Source organism: Microbacterium halotolerans (genome assembly GCF_003569805.1).
Classification (GTDB): Bacteria; Actinomycetota; Actinomycetes; order Actinomycetales; family Microbacteriaceae; genus Microbacterium; species Microbacterium halotolerans.
In genome coordinates, this window is the sequence record NZ_KZ984051.1 from 477,445 (window position 1) to 499,693 (window position 22,249).

Genomic DNA, 22,249 nt, shown 5'->3' on the forward strand with positions numbered 1-22,249 from the left:
GGCTTCACGCCTCGCGCAGCTCCTCGCAGACACTGCGCTGCGCTGCGCCGTGCATCTCGTAATGCTCGACGAGCCGCAGCAGTCCGTCGTGCTCCTCGATGTCGCTGTTGCCCTCTCCTGCCACGACGGAGCCGCCCTCACGGAGCACGTGAACAAAGGACACGCGAACTGCGCGCGGCTCACGAACACCGACGAAGCGGCCGAACGTCACCGTGTCGCCCTCGTACTCACCCCAGATCGCACCGTCCCGTTCTGAGTACCGGAAGACCGTGGGAGAGACGGGATCGACGCGCGACGTCGTCGACGACACCATCCGGAACACACGGCCGTCGAGGGAGGGAAGCGGAGAAGAAGCCATCGGGCGATTATGCCCTGCGCCCGCTGGGCGCGCAGTGCCGGGACCTCGGGGGCAGCTGCGGGCGAGCGGCGGTTCCGTCGCCCCGCCCCCCGATCTACCCGTGCTTGCCGAACCGCTGGTAGGCGGCTTGCCTGGTGGTGTCGAGCGCCGCTCCGATGACCGTCCAGGAGTCACCTGCGGCGCGCGCGTCCGCGACCGCGGTGCGCAGCTCTTCCTCCGCTTCACGGGCGGCCTTCTGAGCGGCGATGATGCGCCGGAAGTGCGTCGCGTCACGCGCGGGAGTCACCGCAGGATCGAGCTGATCAAGACCTGTCTCGTCAGTCTGGCTTGTCTTCATGGTGTCCACCTCCTCTCACAGACCGGGCCGCTACCCTGGTCACGCCCTGCATCGCAGGGATGATCCAGCTGGCGGATACGCATCTCAGTTTTCCCTGCCTGAGCAGGGATTTACTCCGACACTACCCTGGCATGCATGCTCATGCAAGAGCATCAGTAACGCTGGCGGTTACGCATCTGGTTCTCAGGCTTGACTCTTCTTGCCTGGTTCGTATACCGTCATCCTGATCAGCCGCCATATCTACGTCTGCAACGGAGCCTCTCAGTGACCACCGACATCCACGACGCTGACGTCGCACACCTCAGTGCGGCCGCACGGTCGGTGTGGGCGAAGAGCTGGCCGAACCCGTGCATCGATGGAGAGATCGAGCGGTGGCTCCCGCTGCATCGGCATCTTCTCGACACTGCTGGCATCGCAACCCGACTCTGGGATCACTGGCTCGCTCCGCATGTGAAGGAACTCCTCGCGAAAGCCGTGGGGTCGCCCGAGTCGGCGCGCACGCTCGCGGTCTGGCTCGCCGGGGCGCACGACGTCGGAAAGGCATCCCCGGCATTCGCCGTGCAGGTGCGCCCCCTCGCGAAGCACATGACCGCGCAGGGACTGCGCATGGACGCGTCACTGGCCGACACAGAAGAACGCAGGAAGGCACGTCACGAACTCGTCGGCTACCTCGCAGTTCGAGCATGGCTCGTCGAGCGCTGGGGATTCGACAGTCGGCAGGCGAAGAAGATCGCGAGCGTGATCGCAGCGCACCACGGCCGACCGCCGAGCGAGGCCGCCGTTGCCGACGCCGACGGCCAGACGCGCCTTGTCGGCGACGGGCTCTGGGCCGACGTACGCGAGGATCTGCTCGACACGATCACGGCGTCGGTGACCGCGCCGGAAGACATCGCATCCTGGGAACGCTCCCCGCTCCCCCGGCACGCTCTCGTACTGCTCAGCGCCTTCGTCATCGTCACCGACTGGGTCGCCAGCAACGACCACCTGTTCCCGCTCGCAGAACTCAGGCAGAGCGATGTCGAAACGCATGGTCGCGTCGAGCGCGCGTGGACCGAGATCGATCTTCCGGCTCCGTGGAAGGCGCGGTCGCCGGATGACGACGACGAACTCTTCGACCATCGCTTCGAGCTTCCCTCCCCGCGCCCCATGCAGTCGGCGGTGATGGAACTCGCCCGCACATGTGAGACGCCTTCTCTGTTCATCGTCGAGGAGAACATGGGGGCGGGCAAGACCGAGGCCGCGCTCGCCGCCGCGGAGATCCTGGCGTCGCGCTTCGGCCTGAGCGGCGTATTCATCGGGCTGCCGACTCGGGCCACTGCCGACGGCATGTTCTCCCGGGCGATGACGTGGGCCGATCATCTCGGACTCGAGACCCCACTCAACGTCTTCCTCGCACACGCCAAAGCGTCTCTCAACTCCGACTTCGACAAGCGACAGCAAGATGCCCGCTTTCGAAGCATCGGCGACCGCCACACCACTCGCAGATCTCGCGATACCTGGGGGGAGCTCGTCGTCGCTCATAACTGGTTCAGCAGCCCGAAGCGAGGCCCGCTCGCCGATCTCGTCATCGGCACGATCGATCAGGCGCTCGTCGGTGCGCTGCGCAGCAAGCACGTCATGCTCCGGCATCTCGCACTTGCGGGAAAGGTGGTGATCTTCGATGAGATACATTCCTTCGACGCTTTCACAGACACGTATATCGAGCGCATCCTGAACTGGCTCGGCTCGTACGGAGTCCCCGTCATCATGCTGTCCGCGACGCTTCCATCCGAAAAGCGCAAGGCCTTCATCGCCGCCTACGAGCAGGGCAGGGTCGCCGACGCTCCACCCCGCAGAGGCACTAGGGGAGCGGCCGGCCGGAGAGCCGTCGCAACCGCAGACCCGCTCGCCATGCTCGACGGGAATATCGGCTATCCGGTCATCACGGCGTCGTCCCCGACGGGCCCACCCAGAATCGTCACACCGTCGCCTTCCAGCAAGCCGAAGGAAGTCGCCGTCGAACGGGTCCCCGACGACCTCTCCGTCCTGGCCGACACACTCTTCACGGCGCTCGAAGGGGGCGGAACCGCGGTCGTCATCCGCAACACCGTGACTCGCGTGCAGGAGACCGCCGCCTTCCTGCGCGCGCAGCGCGACGACATCCCCGTCGTCGTCACACACTCCCGCTTCCTCGCCCGAGACCGCGCGAGAAAAGACCGGGAACTGCTCGACCTTTTCGGCAAGGAAGGCGAGCGACCAGACCGGATGATCGTGGTCGCGTCTCAGGTCGTCGAGCAGTCGCTCGACATCGACTTCGACCTCATGGTCACCGACGTCGCCCCTGTCGATCTCATTCTCCAGCGCGCGGGCCGCCTGCACCGCCACGGCTTCCGCACCCGACCTGAGCGGCTGCGCGAGCCGCGGCTCGTCCTCGCCGGAGTCGACTGGGAGGAGACCCCGCCCGCTCCCGTACGAGGGAGCATCGCGGTCTACGGCCAGCACATCCTGCTGCGCACGCTCGCCGCGCTGGAGGGTCGCGAACGCATCGCCCTGCCCGATGACATCCCCGTGCTGGTGCAGAAGGTGTATGGGCCTGATGAAATCCATCCGCTGTCCTGGAATGAGAAGGCGCAGTCCGCGCGAGCCGAGTTCGGCGCACTCCAGGAGGACAAGCGCCGCCGCGCCGAGACCTTCCAGCTCGCCGCCGACGGCGCCGAGGGGAGCCTGATCGGCTGGATCGATGCCTCGGCAGGAGACGCCGCTTCGGATTCCGAGGCCCAGGCCGCCGTTCGCGACGGCGAGGAGACCCTCGAAGTGCTCGTCATTCAGCAGAAGGACGGCGTGTGGGTGACTCCCGACTGGCTCGACGGCGAAGACGGGAACATCCAGCTTCCTGACAATGAGCCGCCGGATGGCCGGCTGACGCGCATCGTGCTCGGCTGCGCTCTTCGCCTTCCCGCCGCAATGTGCCATCCGGGTCGGATCGACGCGCAGATCGCCGACCTCGAATCGCAGTACCCGATCCAGGCGTGGCACGGCAGTCATGCGCTGCGCGGTGAGCTGGTCCTCCCCCTCGACGCCGACCGCTCCGGACGCCTCGGCGACGACATCGTCCGCTATGACCCAGAAAACGGCTTCTCATACTCGAGAACGCCCGCATCCATCCCTGCCGAGAGCGAGGCCCGCTGGTGAGTGACCCCTCACGCCGCTTCAACCTGATCAACGAACCGTGGATCGCCGTCCGCTACCTCGACGGACATTCCTGCGACGTATCGCTGCGTACAGCGTTCCACGACGCCGCCCAGATCCGCGATATCGGAGGAGAGCTGCCCACGCAGTCGTTCGCGATTCTCCGACTGCTGCTCGCGATCTTCTACCGTGCCACGGTCAGTGACGTGGAGCCCGGCTGGAGCCGCGACGCGTGGCAGGAGGACTGGGAAGACGGCCTGCCGCTCGATCTCATCGACGAGTATCTGGATGAGGTCTCCGGCCGATTCTGGCTGCTCGATCCTGAACGTCCGTTCTTCCAAGTGGCGGGCCTCGCCACGGCGAAAGGCGAAGTCAAAGACACCATCTCCCTCATCATGGACCTGCCGAGCAACAATCGCCTGTTCACGACCAGAGCGGGCGTCGAGTCGCTTCGACTTCCGTTCGCGGAGGCGGCTCGCTGGCTCGTGAACGCGCAGGCCTTCGACCCATCCGGGATCAAATCGGGGGCGCTCGGCGACGACCGCGTCAAGGGCGGCAAGGGGTATCCGATCGGCGTCGCATGGTCGGGTCTGCTCGGCGGCATCCAACTCGAGGGAGGCTCGCTCGCGCAGACTCTGCTACTCAACCTCGTGATGCCGGATGAGGGCGATGAACTCTCCTTCTCCCGTCTGGGCGACCTGCCCGTGTGGGAACAAGACGACCCCGACACGGCAGCAGAGCGCGGCGGGCATCCCGCGGGCCCGGTGCGGCTGTTCACCTGGCAGTCACGCCGCATCCGGCTCGTCGCAGACGGTGACAGGATCATCGGATGCGTACTCGCCAATGGCGACGCCCTCACGCCACAGAACCAGTTCTCCCACGAGACCATGACCGCGTGGCGGTACAGCGAGCCGCAGTCGAAGAAGGCGGGAGCGACCACATACATGCCGCGGGAGCATCGCCCGGAACGGGCGTTCTGGCGCGGCATCGGTGCCCTGCTCCCCCAGCACGACGCTGGTGGAAGGTCGAAGCCCCCGGCGACGGTCAATGCACTGGCACGCAGGCAGAACGACGGTCTGCTCGCGAAGGACCTCCTCATACGGGTGCGCGCCGTCGGCGTCGTCTACGGCAGCAACAACTCGGTCGTCGACGACATCGTCGACGACCAGCTCAGCTTCTCGACCGCCCTGCTGCGCGAGAAGAACGCCGCGCTCGCGGCCGAGGCGGAGAACGCCGTCTCGCTCGCCGAGGGCGGCGTTCTCGCCCTCAAACGCCTCGCGCAGAATCTCGATCGCGCAGCGGGAGGCGACGGGGAGGCGCCGTGGTCACGCGCCGACGAGACCGCCTACGCGGCTCTCGACGGCCACTACCGCAAATGGCTCGCCGGGCTCGACGACACGACCGATCCCATCGACGCGATCGGCGCATGGAAGGCGACGGCGTACCGGGTCATCCGGGGCCTCGGCACGGAGCTCATCCGAGACGCCGGCCCTGCCGCGTGGGCGGGCCGCGAGGTCTCGACTCCGAGAGGCACAGAGTTCATCACTACACCGCGCGCCGAGGCCTGGTTCCTCAGAGCGCTGCGCACCGCATTCGGCGCTCCCGCGCCGCATCAGATCAAGGAGGTCCTCACATGACCAGCCACCGCGAACGAGCCGACAGGGTGGAGGAGTTCACGGAGCAGCGCGTACGTTCGCTCCTGAACGGCTACCGCGGCAATCACAGCAAGGAGGTCGCGGAGCTCGCAAAGCTCCGCAGAGGAGTCGGCAGACGCGTCGACGCAGACATCGAACTCCTCGGCATCGCCTTGGCAGGCCCGGATGTCGACATCGTCGATCCGTCGCAGTGGGCCGAAGACGACCCGCTGCCCGAAGAGAGGGCTGCTTTCACGGCGATCACTCTCTTCGCCCTGCACCAGCAGTCGCGACGAGACGCATCGATGCACCACCGCGGCTACTCCATCGGCCGATCGACACGCCTACTCGCCCGCAAGGTGGATCGGGACTCGGTACGTCAGCGCTTCACTGCCCTCGGCACCGCCACCACGTGGGACGAGACCGTGCAGCATGCACGCGGCCTCATTCAGCAGCTCCGCCAGCACACCATCCCGCTCGACTACGGGCGCTTCGCACGCGACCTCTTCGATCTCCACGTCGGATCCGGAGACCGCGTGCGGATGACCTGGGGGCGCGACTTCTACCGCCTGCATCATCCAGAAGACGATTCGGATGCCTCGACCGAGACATCAACCGACTGACCGCCGACTTCGGCAGAAAGACAGCATCATGACACGCACCATCGTCGACATCAGCGTCCTCCAGACCGTTCCCCCGTCGAACATCAATCGCGATGACACCGGCAGCCCGAAGACCGCGGTCTATGGCGGCGTCCGGCGCGCCAGGGTCTCGAGCCAGGCCTGGAAGCGGGCCGCACGACTCGACTTCAGCGAGCGCCTCGACACCTCGGATCTCGGAACCCGCACCAAGCGCGTGGCCGAACTGCTCGCCGACGCGATCACGAAACGGAACCCGGCCGTCGACGCCGATCGCGCCCAGGAACTTGCGGAGTTGGTCTTCAAGGCAGCGGGGATCAAGCTCACGGCACCACGCAAGTCGAAGGATGAGGAATCACTCCCCCCGGAGGCCGGCTATCTGCTCTTCCTGAGCGCGCGGCAGATCGAGAGGCTCGCGGAGGTCGCGGTCGACGCAGAAGCATCAGAGGATGCCGCCGCCTCGATCAAGGCCGCCAAGGTCAAGACTCTGCTCGATCTGGAGCATTCCGTCGACATCTCACTCTTCGGTCGGATGGTCGCCGAGGCCACGGATCTCAATGTCGATGCCGCGGCACAGGTCGCGCATGCATTGAGCATCCACCCGGTCGAGAACGAGTTCGACTACTACACCGCGGTCGACGACCACAAGAGCGCAGATGACGAGGAGGATGCGGGTGCGGGCATGATCGGCACAGTCGAGTTCAATTCGTCAACGCTCTACCGCTACGCGACGGTGGACGTCGATGCGCTGCGCCGCAACCTCGGCGATGCGTCGGATGGCGCGTCGGCGACGCAGCGCGCGGTGGAGGCCTTCGTCGAGAGCTTCGTGCGGAGCCTGCCGAGCGGCAAGCAGAACACCTTCGCGAACCGCACTCTCCCCGACGCCGTCGTGATCTCGGTGCGCGACAGTCAGCCCGTCAATCTCGTCGGCGCGTTCGAAGAGCCCGTCGCGGGCACTCACCGCATCGCCGAGGGTGCTCGACGGCTGGCGGAGTATGCCCAGAGCGTCGACGGCGCCTACGGGACTGCTCCCGTCTCCGGGTGGGTCGTGCGCGTATCCGACGCGGCGGCGCCCCTCGATTCCCTCGGCGAGCGCGTCGGACTCGACGACGCCGTCGCACAGCTCGGCCGTGCCGTCGCCGAACGCCTCACGGACACACCGTGACCACGCTGCTGCTCGAACTCGCCGCGCCACAGCAGTCATGGGGGTCTCGCAGCCGTTTCGCGTCACGGGCGACCGAGCTCGCACCAACCAAAAGCGGAGTGATCGGACTCATCGCCGCGGCGCTCGGCATGGAACGATCCGATCCCCTGGACCGTTTCGTCGGGCTTCGATTCGGCGTGCGCATCGATCAGCCGGGACGAGTCGAACGTGACTTCCAGACCGCCAGGTCTTTCGACGGATCGACCTCGTTCCCGCTGTCGCACCGCTACTATCTCGCTGACGCTGTGTTCGTCGCAGCCCTGGATGGGCCGTCCGAAGAGCTGAATGCGTACGCAACCGCCATCCGCCGTCCGCAGTACCCGCTCTACCTGGGGCGCAGGGCGTTTCCGCCGTCGGGGCCGATCCACACGGTCCTGGTGGAGGAGCCGCTTGAAGCGGCTCTGCAGACGCACCCTTGGCGAGCACGTGCCCGTACCCGCAACCGCACACACGGAACTCGGGTGGAGGTCGAAGTGGTCCGCGATGCCAAGCAGAACGAAGCACCGGATCACTCGCGCGACGATGTCCCGGTGAGCTTCGATCCTCGCCGCCGGGAGTACTCCGCGAGGGACGTCGTCGTCGAGACGATCGAGATCGATCATCCGGACCCGCCTGCTCAGTCAGCGCCGGAGTCGCACAGTGAACCGCCAGTTCGACGCCACGGCGACCAGCTGCTCGGAGAGCCCACCGACCACGACCCAGAGATCCTCCTGGCCGACGAAGAGGTCTGAATGTTCTTCTCGCATTTCCAGTTCAACCCCGCCCGGCGCGGAGCGCAACGTCTGCTTTCGTCTCCGCATGCACTGCATGCTGCTGTGCTCGCCGGGTTCCCGGATCCGTCGGCCACGATGAACGGTCGCGTGCTGTGGCGGCTGGACAACAGCGCGCACGTCGCGAAACTGTTCATCGTCAGTCCGACGCAGCCGGATCTCACGCATCTCGCCGAGCAGGGCGGATGGCCCACGCTGCCCGACTCGTGGGGCTCGAAACCGTACGAGAAGCTGCTCGACCGCGTTGCGAACGATCAGCGGTACCGCTTCCGTCTCACCGCGAACCCCGTGCACAATGAGCGGCGACCGGATGGACAACGCGGCAAGCCCCGCGGACATGTCACGGTCGCTCAGCAGGAGAAGTGGCTTCTCGATCGTCAAGAGCGTCATGGCTTCGCCATCTCGGAACTCCCCGGCTCAGGATCCGATCGCAGCGAATACGACGTCGTCGTGCGGGACAGGAAGCTCCTGGTCTTCCATCGTCGCGAGACGAAGGTGACGTTGCGAACCGCATCCTATGAAGGCACTCTCACCGTCACAGATCGCGAGGCCTTCGTCGCTTCGCTGTGCCTCGGCATCGGACGGGCGAAGGGATACGGCTGCGGCCTGCTCACGGTTGCACCGGTGATGTGAATCATGGCCACTGGCGCACGGCCACCTGACCTTCCCGACCTGGTCCGGGTGCAGGATCGGCTCACCTTCGTTTACCTGGAACGCTGTCATATTCATCGCGACGCGAACGCCATCACTTCCACCGATGACCGCGGCACGGTGCACATTCCGGCTGCGGCACTCGGTGCTCTCCTGCTCGGTCCAGGAACCACCGTCTCGCAGCAGGCAATGCTGCTCATGGCTGAGAGCGGGTCGACCGTGGTGTGGGTCGGCGAGGAAGGCGTGCGCTATTACGCGCATGGGCGCTCCCTCGCGCATTCCTCCCGCCTACTCGAGGCACAGGCCAAGCTCGTCACCAACCAAAGCCGTCGCCTCGCTGTTGCCAGGGAGATGTACACGATGCGCTTCCCTGGGGAGGACACTTCCGGCCTCACCATGCAGCAGCTGCGCGGCAGGGAGGGCGCGCGCGTGCGCCGCGCCTACCGGGAGCACTCGCAGCGGACAGGAATCCGGTGGACCCGGCGCGACTACGACGTCGACGACTTCGAATCGAGCGATCCGGTGAACAAGGCACTGTCCGCGGCGAACACGAGTCTCTACGGCGTCGTGCACTCGGTGATCGTCGCGCTCGGCTGCTCGCCTGGGCTAGGGTTCGTCCACACAGGACACGTCCGTTCTTTCGTATACGACGTGGCCGACCTCTACAAGGCTGACCTCACGATCCCGCTCGCATTCGATCTGGCTGCGGAGGAACCGTTCGACATCGCCGCCGCCGCACGACATGCCCTCCGCGATCACTTTCACGGTGGGGCGTTCCTCGATCGATGCGTACGCGACATCCGGCATCTGCTGCTGCCCGATGAGACCGCCGACGCACTGGAGGCAGGGATGAGCGAGAACGTGGTGAGCCTCTGGGACGGATCCCGACGGACCGTGGCAGGCGGCACCTCGTACGACGAGGACACGTGATGGTCGTGCTCGTACTGTCTGCGTGCCCGCCTGGACTGCGGGGCTATCTGACGCGCTGGCTGCTGGAGATCTCGGCCGGCGTCTTCGTCGGGAAAGTCTCCAAGCGGGTCCGGACGCTGATGTGGGAACGCACGATTGAGATGGTCAGTACCGGGCGCGCCATCATGGTGTTCTCTGCACGGAATGAGCAGGGGCTCTCTTTCCTTGTGCACGGTCATCACTGGGAACCTGTTGACATCGACGGCATCACGCTGATGCTGAGGCCGGCGGAAACGCGCTCGAAACGGTCGGCACGGCGCGACGACGCAATCGCCGGCGGCGAGGGAAGACCGCCACGCACCGGATGGAGCAAGGCGGCTCGCCGGCGGGCGCGGTAGGACCGTCTTCAGAGCGCCTCAATCCGCCGCAATCGGCGAATTGCCCTGCTATACCGCGAAGTAAAATCACTTCAGAGTTGAGACGCCTCAACTGAGGCCCTCGCGAATGCGAGGTGACGGGGATGCGGGGAGCACATCGTCGACGTCGGCCCTGTCATGGCAGGCGGGGATCATCCCCGCGGATGCAGGGAGCACCGAACTCGATCCGGATGACCGCCCGATTCACCCAGGATCATCCCCGCGGATGCGAGGAGCACACCACGAAACGCTTCACCTCGCGCGTGGCATGGGGATCATCCCCGCGGATGCGGGGAGCACGTCGCTGCTGCTGACGGGCGAGGCGACGCCGGGGGATCATCCCCGCGGATGCGGGGAGCACGACCTCGACACCATCACCCGCCGCAAGTGGATGGGATCATCCCCGCGGATGCGGGGAGCACGATGAGCCGCGCTACGGCTTTGGCGATCGTCTGGGATCATCCCCGCGGATGCGGGGAGCACGCCGCCGAGGAAGTCGCCGCTGTGCTGGGGCAGGGATCATCCCCGCGGATGCGGGGAGCACACCTGCGGGGCGAGTGACGTGAGTGCAGTCGACGGATCATCCCCGCGGATGCGGGGAGCACGACGCTGAGCGGGATCCCACGAACTGGGAGCAGGGATCATCCCCGCGGATGCGGGGAGCACTGGTTCGGGGCGGAGCAGGTCGATTCGGTGTCGGGATCATCCCCGCGGATGCGGGGAGCACACCGGCAGCGCCTCCACCCGCAGATCCTCGACAGGATCATCCCCGCGGATGCGGGGAGCACCGCAAGTTCGACGGGCGCCGCGACTCGGCTGACGGATCATCCCCGCGGATGCGGGGAGCACGAAGCCACGTGGCTGGAATGGCGCGCCCGCGCGGGATCATCCCCGCGGATGCGGGGAGCACTCGAGCGCCTGCGCGGCGTAGTCGCGGCTCTTGGGATCATCCCCGCGGATGCGGGGAGCACCCGCATCGGCACATCCCGCATCAGGAACACCACGGATCATCCCCGCGGATGCGGGGAGCACTCGAACTGCAGAGCGAGCCTGGTGGTGTCCATGGGATCATCCCCGCGGATGCGGGGAGCACTCGAACTGCAGAGCGAGCCTGGTGGTGTCCATGGGATCATCCCCGCGGATGCGGGGAGCACGACGGCGGCTTTGCGAAGCTGACCGAGGACCAGGGATCATCCCCGCGGATGCGGGGAGCACTCCCTGATCCGGGCGGCGATCTTTCGACCATCGGGATCATCCCCGCGGATGCGGGGAGCACGCAGAGACGCGCGCCAGGGGTGCTTGCTCTGAGGGATCATCCCCGCGGATGCGGGGAGCACAAGTCGTTGTGCGCGATGACGACCAGCTTCGCGGGATCATCCCCGCGGATGCGGGGAGCACAGAAGAAGCCGCGACCGCTCAGCGCCACCAGCGGGATCATCCCCGCGGATGCGGGGAGCACTGGCCCTCGCGCAGCACGATCAGGCTGCCCGTGGGATCATCCCCGCGGATGCGGGGAGCACGTCTCCCCGAATGAGAGAGGTGTAATCGCCCCGGGATCATCCCCGCGGATGCGGGGAGCACGTCGTTATCAATCCCGGTGCGGAGCAGCCCCAGGGATCATCCCCGCGGATGCGGGGAGCACCGGCCCAGCACGGCGCAGCGGGAGCAGCGCGCCGGATCATCCCCGCGGATGCGGGGAGCACCGCGTGTGCGCGTTGCCCGAGAACGTCGATCCGGGATCATCCCCGCGGATGCGGGGAGCACGAACGCGCGCATACCGCTCCTCATCGCGGATAGGGATCATCCCCGCGGATGCGGGGAGCACCGAATCCCTGCGTGGCGGCCTGCTGGCCCTCGGGGATCATCCCCGCGGATGCGGGGAGCACCGCGTGTGCGCGTTGCCCGAGAACGTCGATCCGGGATCATCCCCGCGGATGCGGGGAGCACCAGTGGTGCTGCTCTTCTCGCTCTGGCTCCTGGGGATCATCCCCGCGGATGCGGGGAGCACATGTGGGTTCCCTAGCCCTTCAGAAACTTGGCGGGATCATCCCCGCGGATGCGGGGAGCACACCGTCTGTGTCTGCCCTGGGGACGACGCGAGCGGATCATCCCCGCGGATGCGGGGAGCACAACCAGTGGACGGCGCATTCGATCCGAGCGACGGGATCATCCCCGCGGATGCGGGGAGCACGCCCTGGCGGATGCGGTCCGCGAGGGCGACGAGGGATCATCCCCGCGGATGCGGGGAGCACGCCCGTATGTGTTCCCCCGGGTGATCCCGGGCGGGATCATCCCCGCGGATGCGGGGAGCACTCATCGACTCGTGTCATCAGACTTCACTCTCGGGGATCATCCCCGCGGATGCGGGGAGCACGAACCGCTACTTCGTCCGCACACACTCTTGCCGGGATCATCCCCGCGGATGCGGGGAGCACGATCAGCGCGGGCCAGTCCTCGGACGGCTCCGGGGATCATCCCCGCGGATGCGGGGAGCACGCCACGAAGGCTGCCATCGAGCGGTACCAGTCGGGATCATCCCCGCGGATGCGGGGAGCACCTGCTCGAGTCCCTCGCGTGCAGCGGGTCCGCCGGATCATCCCCGCGGATGCGGGGAGCACGGCTCGGGCTTCCTCGGCGCGACGGAGGTGTCGGGATCATCCCCGCGGATGCGGGGAGCACTGCCATCAGGGAGGTGGCGGACCGTGCGCAAGCGGATCATCCCCGCGGATGCGGGGAGCACAGTACCAACACCACTCCGTCCGGCGAGATCTGGGGATCATCCCCGCGGATGCGGGGAGCACTGGACTGATGACGACCCCTCCCTCGCCGAACGGGGATCATCCCCGCGGATGCGGGGAGCACACTTGCTGATCAGGTACTTTACCCGCCGTCGGAGCCTTCCGCCTTCACTTTGTCCTCACCCGTACTTCCCCTGCCCCCGCCGCCCCGGCTCCCATCAACCCCATCCGGATAGACTTGACCCACCCCGGCCCGCCCCCGCCTCAGGAGCCCCACGCGTGACCACAGAACACGTCGCTGACACCGTCGAGAACGCCGCCGCAACGCCCGAGAAGGAGCAGCCGTACGGCGCTCTCGGGCTGAAGAGCGACGAGTACGACCAGATCCGCGAGATCCTGGGCCGCCGCCCCACCAGCGGCGAGCTGGCGATGTACTCGGTGATGTGGAGCGAGCACTGCTCCTACAAGTCGAGCAAGAAGTACTTGCGCCGCTTCGGCGAGAAAGTGACCGATGAGATGCGCGAGCGCCTCATGGTCGGCATGGGCCAGAACGCAGGCGTCGTCGACGTCGGCGAGGGCTGGGCGGTCACGTTCAAGGTCGAGAGCCACAACCATCCCTCCTACATCGAGCCGTTCCAGGGCGCAGCCACCGGCGTCGGCGGCATCGTGCGCGACATCATCTCGATGGGCGCGCGTCCCGTCGCGATCATGGACCAGCTGCGCTTCGGCGCCATCGATCATCCGGACACCGCCCGCGTCGTGCACGGCGTGGTCTCCGGCATCTCCTCGTACGGCAACAGCCTCGGCCTTCCCAACATCGGCGGCGAGACCGTGTTCGACTCGGTCTACCAGGCCAACCCGCTCGTCAACGCGCTGGCGGTCGGCGTGATGCGTCACGAGGACATCCGGCTCGCCAACGCCACCGGCGCAGGCAACAAGGTCGTGCTGTTCGGCGCCCGCACGGGCGGCGACGGCATCGGCGGCGCGTCGATCCTCGCCTCCGACTCGTTCGACGACGGCGGCCCGACCAAGCGCCCCGCCGTGCAGGTCGGCGACCCGTTCGCCGAGAAGGTGCTCATCGAGTGCTGCCTCGAGCTGTACCGCGACGACCTGGTCGAGGCGATCCAGGATCTCGGCGCCGCGGGCATCTCCTGCGCCACCAGCGAGCTGGCGGCCAACGGCGGCAGCGGCATGAACGTCGAACTCACCGAGGTGCTGCTGCGCGACCCCTCGCTCACCGCAGAAGAGATCCTGATGAGCGAGTCGCAGGAGCGGATGATGGCGATCGTCGCGCCGGAGAAGCTCGACGCCTTCCTCGCCGTCGTGGACAAGTGGGACGTCGAGACCAGCGTGCTCGGCGAGGTCACCGGCGACGGCCGCCTCATCATCACCTGGAACGGCGAGACTATCGTCGACGTCGACCCCTCGACGGTCGCGGTCGACGGCCCGGTCTACGACCGTCCGGTCGCCTACCCGACGTGGATCGACGCGCTGCAGGCCGACAGCGCCGCGACGCTCGAGCGCTCGAACGATCCGGATGTCCTCAAGCAGCAGTTCGCGAGTCTCGTCTCGAGCCCGAACCTGGCCGACACCAGCTGGATCACCAACCAGTACGACTACTACGTGCTCGGCAACACGGCGCTGTCGTTCCCCGACGATGCCGGCATGATCCGGGTCGATGAGGAGTCGGGTCTGGGCTTCTCGATTGCGACGGACTGCAACGGCCGCTACTGCCAGCTCGACCCGAACCAGGGTGCGCAGCTGGCTCTCGCCGAGGCGTACCGCAATGTCGCCGTCACCGGCGCGAAGCCGACCGCGGTCACAGACTGCCTGAACTTCGGCAGCCCGGAGAACCCCGAGGTGATGTGGCAGTTCTCGCAGGCCGTCGACGGCCTGTCCGACGCCTGCAAGGAACTCGGCGTTCCGGTCACGGGCGGCAACGTGTCGTTCTACAACCAGACCGGTGACACCCCGATCCACCCGACCCCGGTGGTCGGTGTGCTCGGCATCATCGACGACGTCTCGCGCCGCGTGCCGAGCGGCTGGCAGGACCCCGGGCACAACATCTATCTGCTCGGCACCACATCAACAGAGCTCGACGGCTCGGCGTGGGCCGATGTCGTGCACTCGCACCTCGGCGGGCGCCCGCCGAAGGTCGACCTCGACGCCGAGAAGCGCCTCGCCGGCCTGCTCGCCGCCGCGAACGACGAGTGGCTCATCGCCAGCGCGCACGACCTGTCGACCGGCGGCCTCGCACAGGCGCTCACCGACAGCGTGCTGCGCTTCGGCGTCGGCGCGCGCGTCTGGCTCACCGAGATCATGCAGCGCGACGGCGTCGACGCCGCCACTGCCCTGTTCTCTGAGTCGACCGGCCGCGTGATCGTGTCGGTGCCGCGCGAAGACGATGTGAAGTTCCGCGGCCTGTGCACCGGCCGCGGCTACCCCGTCGCCCGCATCGGCGTGACCGACTCGGTCGCCGATCTCGAAGTGCAGGACGTGTTCACCTTCTCCGCCGATGAGCTGCGCGAGCTGTCGTCGGCCACCCTGCAGAAGCACTTCGGCGAGACCATCGCCGAACCCGTCGCGTAGAGACGTGTCAGGAGACCCGACCCGGATGTCGCAGATCAATCACTCGGAACTCGAGCCGGATGGCGAAGCCAGCGAGCTCTACTCAGAGCGCCGCAATCGACGCATCCGGGCCGTCGCGTGGACGGCCATCATCGCGCTCCTGGTTACGGGCGGCGGCGCGAGCGCGTTCGCCCTGCTGTTCGGCTGACGTCGCGGCGCCGCACCCCCGAGACGAGTGCGACCGGGCCGAGCCTCGAGCGAGCGGGCGCGATTCGTACAGGCGTCGCGCATCCCGACGGCGCGCCGTATGTCGCTCGGACTTCCGTCGAACAGCGAGAATTGATGGAGTGAGCACTGTGACCCGTGAAACAGCAGACAGCAGCCGAAGCAAGCGCAAGAACGCGGGGGCTCGCGCGATGCGCCTGGCCGACCTCGACGAGGCGTTCGACCGATACGCGACGCCGATGGCGAACCGAGACCTGATCCGAGCGATCTACGACAGCACCGACGTCGACGGCATCGTGGGCTTCGGCGACTACTTCCAGATCAAGCGCCGCGGTGGCTATCCCGCCCTCGAGGTGCACCCCGGCTACACCAACGGCTTCCGCACCGAGCAGGACGTCACCCGCCGCGCCGGCGACAGCGTGCCGCGCTGGCCCAGCCGCCGCTTCCACGGCGCGTGGGGCATCGACCATCCGGTCGACGGCGGAAAGTCGACCGCTCGCTCCGCGCGAACGGCCGGCTCATCGGCGAAGCGACCGTCGCGCAAGGCACCCGCGACACCGGAGAAGCCCAAGCCCGTGTGCATGACCTGCTTCCTCGAGCTACCCTCCACCGGCGTCTGCAGCAACTGCGAGGGCTGAGCGCCTCACCCGGGCATATCCCGCGCCTCCCTCGCCGCAGCGGCCGCCCGTTCCAGCCACGCCGGGGTCTTCCCCGGGCGCTGCGGCGGCACCAGACGGCCTGCCTCGCAGTCGGCGACGAGCTGGTGCGCGCGGCGCTCGCGGGTGGCCTCCTGCTGCGCCGACATGATCCAGTGCCGCACCGCCTTGCGGTAGCCGGGCGTCGCCTCGGCGAGGAAGGCGACCGTTGCCGCTGACGCATCGACGCTCTGCTGCAGCGCGGGCGACAACTCGGCCTCGGGGTTCTCGTGCGAGTACGTCCCCGACCTCATCTCCGACCGCCGCTCGAACGCCGCCGTCCCGGCAGGATGCATACGACCCTCGGCGGACAGTCGCTCGACATGCGCGATGTTCACGCGCGACCACGTGCTCCTGGCTCTGCGCGGCGTCCAGCGCTGTCTGCGCGAATCCTCGTCGATCCGCTGCGAGACCGAGTCGATCCATCCGAAGCACAGCGCCTCGATCACCGCGTCGGCCCAGGTCAGGCCGCGATCGGGCACGTGCGCGAGGTGCAGACCCATCCACAGCTCGGTCTCGGTGTCGTGATTCCGCTCCAGCCATGCGCGGAACTCCGCGGCATCGCGGAAGAACACCGCCGGCCGCTCTCCCGTGCCTCCCGGCGTCCCCGGCTGAGTCGTCATCATGCGGACAGCATGCCACGCCCCTCCGACATCCGGTCTTGACGACACCCAAGTTCTATGGTTCATTAGTCGAGTAACTAACCATCTAACCAATCGGGAGCGACGTGCTCGAAGACGACCGGCCGCTGTTCCTCCAGATCGCCGAGAGCGTGGAGGAGCAGATCATCGACGGCAGCCTCGCCGAGGAGACGAAGGCGCCGTCCACCAACGAGCTGGCCGTCTTCCACCGCATCAATCCCGCAACCGCAGCGAAGGGGATCAGCATGCTCGTCGACAAGGGAGTGCTCTACAAGCGCCGCGGCATCGGCATGTTCGTCGCCGACGGCGCCCGCGATGTGCTCCTGCGCGAACGCCGCGAAGCGTTCGTCATCGACTACGTCGCCCCCCTGCTCGCCGAGGCCGGCCGCATCGGCCTCGCCCCAGAAGACGTCCGCGCGCTCCTCACCGAGCACGCGAAGACCCAGCCTGCCAAATGAAAGGTTCCGCAATGGACCCCGTCATCGAGGTGCACGACCTCACCAAGCGCTACAAGGACACCCTCGCCCTCGACGGCGTCAGCTTCCAGGTCGAACGGAATGCCATCTACGGCTTCCTCGGTCGCAACGGCGCCGGCAAGACGACAGCGATGTCGATCCTCACCGCGCAGAACTTCGCCACGTCAGGCACGGTCCGCGTCTTCGGAGAGGATCCGTACGAGAATCCGCGCGTGCTGAACCGGATGTGCTTCGTGCGCGAGAGCCAGAAGTATCCGGATGAGGCGAACGCCACGATCGCATTCCGCTCGGCACGCCTGTTCTTCCCGCACTGGGACCAGCAGCTGTGCGAGCGGCTGATCGGAGACTTCCAGCTGCCGCTGAAGACGCCGATCAAGAAGCTCTCACGGGGTCAGCTCTCAGCGGTCGGTGTGATCATCGGTCTCGCCTCGCGCGCCGAGATCACCTTCTTCGACGAGCCGTACCTCGGCCTCGACGCGGTCGCGCGGCAGACCTTCTACGATCGGCTGCTCGAGGACTACGCGGAGCATCCGCGCACGATTCTGCTGTCGAGCCATCTCATCGACGAGATCGCGAACCTGATCGAACGCGTGCTGGTGATCGACAACGGCCGGATCATCATGGACCAGTCCGCAGAGGATGCGCGCGGACAGGCCACCAACATCGTCGGGGATGCCGATCTGCTCGAGCTGTTCGTCCGGGGCCGCGAGGTGCTGCACCGCGAGGGCCTCGGTCGAGTCGCCAGCGTCACCTTCCTCGGTCGGCTCTCCCCCGACGAGCGCCGCGAAGTCGAAGCGGCGGGCCTCGACCTCGCACCTGTGCCGCTGCAGCAGCTGATCGTCCGGATGACGCAGCGCGAGCCGACCGGCTCGGGCGCTGCAGGCGGCTCGACCACCGCACAGACAGAAGGAGCCAAGCGATGACCTCCATCACCGCAACGCCGGCGGAGCGCCGGCAGAGCAGCCGCACCCTCAACGTCGTGCGCCTGCAGCTGATCAACACGCAGTCGTTCGTCTGGGTTCCGCTGATCATCCTGGCGGGGGCCGCGATCCTCTCGATCCTCATCTTCGCGATGATCCCCGGCGATGACGTCAAGATCGCAGGAGCGGCGAACGCGCCGCTGTGGTACTTCGCGGCGCTGGGCATTCAGGCGATGACCCTCACGTTCCCGTTCTCGCAGGCGATGAGCATCACGCGACGCGAGTTCTTCGTCGGCACGCTCGTCATCGGAGCGATCGGCGCAGCGATGATGGCCACGCTGTTCATCGTGCTGGCGGGCATCGAGCAGCTGACCGACGGCTACGGCGTCAACGGCTGGGTCGCCTACCTCGACTACCTCTTCGCGCCGGGCTGGCTCTCCGCATGGCTCAGCTACTTCACGTTCACGATCTTCCTGTTCGTGATCGGGTTCTGGATGGCGACGATCTGGAAGCGCTTCGGCACCTTCGCGGTCGCCGCGGTCGGCATCACGATCGGCCTCGCCGTCGTCGTTGCGATCCTCATCGTCACCCGCACCGAATCGTGGCCGTCGCTCATCGGCTGGTTCGTCGACACCGGGGCGTTCATGCTCACCCTCGGCGGCCTCGCCGTCACGGCGCTGCTCGCCGTCGGCGCATACGCGACGCTGCGGCGCGCAACGGTGTAGGAGCACGCACGCAGGGCAGTGCAGTGCGGTGCGGGAGAGGCTCTGGTCTCGCCGCACCGCACTCGTGCGTCTCAGCGAGCCGACATGCCGCGCCAGACGACGTCGAAGGCCTCGCGGCACCGCGCCATCGTCTCCGGCTCCTCCCACCTCGCCCCGCGCACGACGAACTGGTAGTAGAACACGCCGTTGATGAGGTCGATGCATGCGTCGACGTCGAGGTCGTCGCGCAGCTCACCGCGCCGCACGGCCTCGTTGAGCGCGTCGCGCATGGCGACGCGGCGACGCCTCACGTGCGACTGCCAGTAGGCGCGCTGCAGCTCGGGGTTCTGCAGTGTGAGCACCAGACGCGTGCGGAAACGCCGATCGCTGTAGCCCGCACCGCGGGCCGTGCGCGATCCGCCGAACAGCACAGCGACGATCGTGTCCCGGACGTCGCCGGACAGATCGAACTCGATCGCTGCTCGACCACGATCCAGAGCATCGGCCACGAGCTCGGCGATGCTCGACCAGCGCCGGTAGACGGCGGCACGAGAGACGCCGCTCGCGCCGACCACCGCACTCACCGAGACGCGCTCTCCCGCGTCGATCAGGCCGACGACCGCGTCGAGGACGCGCTCGTCGTATCCCTCCGCACGAGGGCGCCCCGGGCCGCGGGCGAAGTACTCGCCGGTGTTCTCATCCCCCTGACCCGGCGCTGCGTCGGCCCGTCCGGCTGCCTCGAAGCTCACGCGACGGCTCGCTCCCGCAGTGTGTCGACGATCCCGTCGGTCAGACCTGCGGCACGCAGCGGCTCGAGCGGATGCGCATAGGCACGGCCGAGGTGGGCGAGCAGCCCTCGTATCGGAGCAGGCGAGAACTCGCGGCGGGTGGCGGCCGTGGCCGCCGCCTCGAGGTCCATGCCGTGCTCGGCCATGAGCGGGCGCATCATCGGGGCGATCCGCTCCATGATCGCTCGCGAGTTCTGCCCGGTGCGCGCGTAGTCCTCGACGATCACGTCCTCCGATGCCCCGAGCACGAGCAGGAGCGATGCGGCGAGCACCCCGGTGCGGTCCTGCCCTGCCGCGCAGTGGAAGGCAGCAGCGCCCCGGGAGGTCGCGATCACGGCGAGGGCCTGCACGATCCGCGGAGCGGCGCTCTCGAACATCCGCACGTACAGTCGCTCGAACGATGACTGGTCGAACGCGTTCTCCGCGGCGTCGCCGATCGACGTCAGGAACGGCACGTGGTGGAACGTCACGGGCATCGCGGCGAGCGGCCCGCGGCCTGTCAGGCTCACCTCGGCGTGCGAGCGCAGGTCGATCACCGCGGCGAGGCCGCCATCGACCAGATCGGCGGCCGAATCGGCGTCGGCCGTCGACAGGTCATCGGCGCGGATCGCGAACCCCGTCCGCATCACCCCGTCCGCGACCGGCGTCCCGCCGAGGTCGCGCAGATTCACTGGGGCGGAGAGCGCGATGTCGAGAGCGTCCAGAGTCATGTGATCCTCTTCCTGATGATGGCGCTCACCTGGTCGATGATCGTGACGAGCACGATGATGCAGATGACCATGGCGAACAGGTGTCCGTAGTCGTATCGGTTCATAGCGGTCGTCAGTTCGAGACCGATGCCCCCGGCCCCGACGAGTCCGAGAATGGTCGCTCCGCGCACATTCCCCTCGAACAGCAGCAGGGTGTAGCTGATCAGCATCGGAAGCGCCTGCGGAACGATCGCGTACTGGATGATCTGGCGCTTGGACGCGCCGACCGATTCCATTGCGATGATCGGCCCGCGATCGACGGCCTCCATCGCCTCGGCGAAGATCTTCCCGATCGAGCCGATGGAACCGATCGTCATCGCCAGGATGCCGGCGAACGGCCCGAGGCCCACGGCAGAGACGAACATCAGCGCGATGACCAGGTCGGGCAGCGCGCGGATGACGTTCATCGTCCAACGGCACGCGTAGTACAGCCACCGCGGCGCGACGTTGCTGGCAGCTCCGAAGGCCATGACGAGCGAGAGCGCTGCGCCGATCACGGTGCCGACGACCGCCATCTGCAGCGTCTCGATGAGCAGCTCGATGATGAGACCGATCTGCGAGAAGTCGGGAGGGAACATCCGGAGCACGAACTCGCCCATGTTCGCCGCGCCCTCGCCGAGCTTGAGGAAATCGAACTGCGCGCCGTTCGCCGACCACACGAAGATCGCAACGGCGATGACCGCACCGACGATGAACCGCGCGCGCGGGATCCGGAAGGCCCGCTCCATGCGCTCACGCGCGCGTGAGTCGAGCGACGGCGAGGAGGTGCGCCCGTCGCGCGACGACTTGCGAGGCTTCGCGGGCGTTCTCACTTCTGCACCGGCCATCAGTCCTCGTCCTCCTCTTCTTCGATGTCGTACACGCAGCCGAGCTTCTCCGCGTCGAGCTCAGCGGTGCGACCGGACACGACGATCTCTCCGTGGCGCAGGCCGACGATGCGGTCCGAGTGCGCGAGCGCCAGCGGCAGCACGTGCAGACTCACCAGCACGGGAATGCCCTCTTCACGGGCGATCGACTGCAGAAGCTCGAGCACGGTCCGGCTCATCCTGGGGTCGAGTGAGGCGACCGGCTCGTCTGCGAGGATGACGCGCGGGTTCTGCATCAGCGCCCGCGCAATGGCGACGCGCTGCTGCTGGCCGCCGGAGAGCGAGCGCGCCTCCTCTCCTGCCTTGTGAGCGATGCCCACTCGGTCGAGGAGTTCGAGAGCGCGTCTGCGGTCCGCGCTGCGGAACGTGCCGAGCATGTTCACCGGCCCGGCGCCGTACAGCGCGCCCGTCAGCACGTTGGTGAGCGCGCTCAGCCGGCCGATCAGGTTGAACTGCTGGAAGACCTGACCGACGTGCGAGCGCAGACGACGCAGCTCGCCCCGCTTCAGGTGCGCGACATCGAATCCGCTCGCGAGGACGGTGCCGGACTCGATCGGCGCGAAACCGGTGATGGCCTTCATCAGCGTCGACTTTCCCGATCCGGATGACCCAAGCAGCGCGACGGTCTCCCCCGCGAACAGGTCGAGATCGACCCCGTCGAGCACAACCGGCGCGTCCTGCGCGTACCGCACTCTGAGATCCCGGATGCGGGCAAGCGCCTCGCCGTCGGACGACGGCGTGTCGACGGAGGAACGAGGCGGGTGCGTCGTCACAACGGCACTCATCGCCATCAT

At 67.4% G+C, this 22,249-nt stretch carries 21 protein-coding genes and 1 CRISPR repeat array; of the genes, 14 read left to right on the forward strand and 7 right to left on the reverse strand.

All coding sequences use genetic code 11. The annotated features are described in order from the left end of the window. Positions 1-4: 4 nt before the first annotated feature. Both DZG09_RS02140 and DZG09_RS02145 read right to left on the reverse strand, forming a co-directional pair. Positions 5-358, reverse strand: coding sequence for an avidin-fold protein (locus tag DZG09_RS02140; RefSeq protein WP_240423629.1), 354 nt, complete (start codon positions 356-358; stop codon positions 5-7). A 94-nt stretch (positions 359-452) separates the two neighbouring features. Next, positions 453-695, reverse strand: coding sequence for a hypothetical protein (locus tag DZG09_RS02145; protein ID WP_119696073.1), 243 nt, complete (start codon positions 693-695; stop codon positions 453-455). 264 nt (positions 696-959) lie between these two features. Between DZG09_RS02145 and cas3 the strand changes: the two genes are divergently transcribed. From cas3 to DZG09_RS02195, 11 genes are all read left to right on the forward strand, one after another. Beyond that, positions 960-3,866, forward strand: coding sequence for a CRISPR-associated helicase Cas3' (cas3, locus tag DZG09_RS02150; protein WP_162893113.1), 2,907 nt, complete (start codon positions 960-962; stop codon positions 3,864-3,866). Continuing rightward, positions 3,863-5,500, forward strand: coding sequence for a type I-E CRISPR-associated protein Cse1/CasA (casA, locus tag DZG09_RS02155; RefSeq protein ID WP_162893114.1), 1,638 nt, complete (start codon positions 3,863-3,865; stop codon positions 5,498-5,500). The genes cas3 and casA overlap by 4 nt, the downstream gene beginning before the upstream one ends. Beyond that, positions 5,497-6,120, forward strand: a complete 624-nt coding sequence (gene casB, locus DZG09_RS02160; RefSeq protein ID WP_162893115.1) for a type I-E CRISPR-associated protein Cse2/CasB — start codon at positions 5,497-5,499, stop codon at positions 6,118-6,120. Before casA ends, casB begins: the two co-directional genes overlap by 4 nt. Positions 6,121-6,148: 28 nt before the next feature. Further along, positions 6,149-7,300 carry a type I-E CRISPR-associated protein Cas7/Cse4/CasC gene (gene cas7e, locus DZG09_RS02165; RefSeq protein WP_119696077.1) on the forward strand — a complete coding sequence of 384 codons (1,152 nt, stop codon included), beginning with the start codon at positions 6,149-6,151 and terminating at the stop codon, positions 7,298-7,300. After that, entirely contained in the window at positions 7,297-8,070 is a 774-nt protein-coding gene (gene cas5e / locus DZG09_RS02170) for a type I-E CRISPR-associated protein Cas5/CasD (protein WP_119696078.1), read from the forward strand. The genes cas7e and cas5e overlap by 4 nt, the downstream gene beginning before the upstream one ends. Continuing rightward, on the forward strand, positions 8,071-8,742 hold the full coding sequence (cas6e, locus tag DZG09_RS02175; protein ID WP_119696079.1) for a type I-E CRISPR-associated protein Cas6/Cse3/CasE: 672 nt from the start codon (positions 8,071-8,073) through the stop codon (positions 8,740-8,742). A gap of 3 nt (positions 8,743-8,745) precedes the next feature. Next, positions 8,746-9,690 (forward strand): type I-E CRISPR-associated endonuclease Cas1e, encoded by a 945-nt coding sequence (cas1e, locus tag DZG09_RS02180; protein ID WP_119696080.1) that lies wholly within the window; start codon positions 8,746-8,748, stop codon positions 9,688-9,690. Beyond that, the gene (gene cas2e, locus DZG09_RS02185; protein WP_119696081.1) at positions 9,690-10,067 is read left to right on the forward strand and encodes a type I-E CRISPR-associated endoribonuclease Cas2e; all 378 of its coding nucleotides are present in this window, start codon (positions 9,690-9,692) and stop codon (positions 10,065-10,067) included. The genes cas1e and cas2e overlap by 1 nt, the downstream gene beginning before the upstream one ends. 166 nt (positions 10,068-10,233) lie before the next feature. Beyond that, a CRISPR array of direct repeats spans positions 10,234-12,947; the repeat unit is 29 nt; unit sequence GGGATCATCCCCGCGGATGCGGGGAGCAC. A gap of 155 nt (positions 12,948-13,102) precedes the next feature. Then, positions 13,103-15,412: a phosphoribosylformylglycinamidine synthase subunit PurL gene (purL, locus tag DZG09_RS02190; protein ID WP_162893116.1), complete on the forward strand. Its 2,310-nt coding sequence runs from the start codon at positions 13,103-13,105 to the stop codon at positions 15,410-15,412. 25 nt (positions 15,413-15,437) lie between these two features. Next, entirely contained in the window at positions 15,438-15,599 is a 162-nt protein-coding gene (locus DZG09_RS16490; protein WP_162893117.1) for a hypothetical protein, read from the forward strand. Between the two features lie 148 nt (positions 15,600-15,747). Further along, on the forward strand, positions 15,748-16,254 hold the full coding sequence (locus tag DZG09_RS02195; protein WP_205529028.1) for a hypothetical protein: 507 nt from the start codon (positions 15,748-15,750) through the stop codon (positions 16,252-16,254). 5 nt (positions 16,255-16,259) lie between these two features. Here DZG09_RS02195 and DZG09_RS02200 read toward each other — a convergent pair whose 3' ends face one another. Then, positions 16,260-16,937 carry a YdeI/OmpD-associated family protein gene (locus DZG09_RS02200; protein ID WP_240423631.1) on the reverse strand — a complete coding sequence of 226 codons (678 nt, stop codon included), beginning with the start codon at positions 16,935-16,937 and terminating at the stop codon, positions 16,260-16,262. A 101-nt stretch (positions 16,938-17,038) separates the two neighbouring features. Here DZG09_RS02200 and DZG09_RS02205 point away from each other — a divergent pair, with 101 nt between their 5' ends. From DZG09_RS02205 to DZG09_RS02215, 3 genes are read left to right on the forward strand one after another with little or no spacing between them, the layout of a single operon-like run. Next, complete coding sequence (locus DZG09_RS02205) at positions 17,039-17,410, forward strand: GntR family transcriptional regulator (protein WP_119696084.1); 372 nt, start codon at positions 17,039-17,041, stop codon at positions 17,408-17,410. Between the two features lie 11 nt (positions 17,411-17,421). After that, positions 17,422-18,351, forward strand: coding sequence for an ABC transporter ATP-binding protein (locus tag DZG09_RS02210; RefSeq protein ID WP_119696085.1), 930 nt, complete (start codon positions 17,422-17,424; stop codon positions 18,349-18,351). Next, complete coding sequence (locus DZG09_RS02215) at positions 18,348-19,073, forward strand: hypothetical protein (protein ID WP_119696086.1); 726 nt, start codon at positions 18,348-18,350, stop codon at positions 19,071-19,073. The genes DZG09_RS02210 and DZG09_RS02215 overlap by 4 nt, the downstream gene beginning before the upstream one ends. 71 nt (positions 19,074-19,144) lie before the next feature. On the opposite strand, the gene DZG09_RS02220 is transcribed toward DZG09_RS02215, so the two are convergent. From DZG09_RS02220 to DZG09_RS02235, 4 genes are read right to left on the reverse strand one after another with little or no spacing between them, the layout of a single operon-like run. After that, positions 19,145-19,801 (reverse strand): TetR/AcrR family transcriptional regulator, encoded by a 657-nt coding sequence (locus DZG09_RS02220; protein WP_119696087.1) that lies wholly within the window; start codon positions 19,799-19,801, stop codon positions 19,145-19,147. Continuing rightward, positions 19,798-20,550: a tyrosine-protein phosphatase gene (locus DZG09_RS02225; RefSeq protein ID WP_119696088.1), complete on the reverse strand. Its 753-nt coding sequence runs from the start codon at positions 20,548-20,550 to the stop codon at positions 19,798-19,800. Before DZG09_RS02225 ends, DZG09_RS02220 begins: the two co-directional genes overlap by 4 nt. After that, on the reverse strand, positions 20,547-21,416 hold the full coding sequence (gene phnE / locus DZG09_RS02230) for a phosphonate ABC transporter, permease protein PhnE (RefSeq protein WP_119696089.1): 870 nt from the start codon (positions 21,414-21,416) through the stop codon (positions 20,547-20,549). Before phnE ends, DZG09_RS02225 begins: the two co-directional genes overlap by 4 nt. Then, complete coding sequence (locus tag DZG09_RS02235; protein ID WP_119697336.1) at positions 21,416-22,240, reverse strand: phosphonate ABC transporter ATP-binding protein; 825 nt, start codon at positions 22,238-22,240, stop codon at positions 21,416-21,418. The genes phnE and DZG09_RS02235 overlap by 1 nt, the downstream gene beginning before the upstream one ends. Between the last annotated feature and the right edge of the window lie 9 nt (positions 22,241-22,249).

What these genes read in the sequence shown, in the direction of transcription:
- DZG09_RS02215 (WP_119696086.1), top strand. Translation starts at nt 18,348, where the DNA reads ATGACCTCCATCACCGCAACGCCGGCGGAGCGCCGGCAGAGCAGCCGC.
- DZG09_RS02225 (WP_119696088.1), bottom strand. Translation starts at nt 20,550, where the DNA reads ATGACTCTGGACGCTCTCGACATCGCGCTCTCCGCCCCAGTGAATCTG.
- DZG09_RS02145 (WP_119696073.1), bottom strand. Translation starts at nt 695, where the DNA reads ATGAAGACAAGCCAGACTGACGAGACAGGTCTTGATCAGCTCGATCCT.
- DZG09_RS02200 (WP_240423631.1), bottom strand. Translation starts at nt 16,937, where the DNA reads ATGATGACGACTCAGCCGGGGACGCCGGGAGGCACGGGAGAGCGGCCG.
- cas6e (WP_119696079.1), top strand. Translation starts at nt 8,071, where the DNA reads ATGTTCTTCTCGCATTTCCAGTTCAACCCCGCCCGGCGCGGAGCGCAA.
- DZG09_RS16490 (WP_162893117.1), top strand. Translation starts at nt 15,438, where the DNA reads ATGTCGCAGATCAATCACTCGGAACTCGAGCCGGATGGCGAAGCCAGC.
- phnE (WP_119696089.1), bottom strand. Translation starts at nt 21,416, where the DNA reads ATGGCCGGTGCAGAAGTGAGAACGCCCGCGAAGCCTCGCAAGTCGTCG.
- cas1e (WP_119696080.1), top strand. Translation starts at nt 8,746, where the DNA reads ATGGCCACTGGCGCACGGCCACCTGACCTTCCCGACCTGGTCCGGGTG.
- casB (WP_162893115.1), top strand. Translation starts at nt 5,497, where the DNA reads ATGACCAGCCACCGCGAACGAGCCGACAGGGTGGAGGAGTTCACGGAG.
- DZG09_RS02235 (WP_119697336.1), bottom strand. Translation starts at nt 22,240, where the DNA reads ATGAGTGCCGTTGTGACGACGCACCCGCCTCGTTCCTCCGTCGACACG.
- DZG09_RS02210 (WP_119696085.1), top strand. Translation starts at nt 17,422, where the DNA reads ATGGACCCCGTCATCGAGGTGCACGACCTCACCAAGCGCTACAAGGAC.
- cas2e (WP_119696081.1), top strand. Translation starts at nt 9,690, where the DNA reads ATGGTCGTGCTCGTACTGTCTGCGTGCCCGCCTGGACTGCGGGGCTAT.
- DZG09_RS02140 (WP_240423629.1), bottom strand. Translation starts at nt 358, where the DNA reads ATGGCTTCTTCTCCGCTTCCCTCCCTCGACGGCCGTGTGTTCCGGATG.
- cas7e (WP_119696077.1), top strand. Translation starts at nt 6,149, where the DNA reads ATGACACGCACCATCGTCGACATCAGCGTCCTCCAGACCGTTCCCCCG.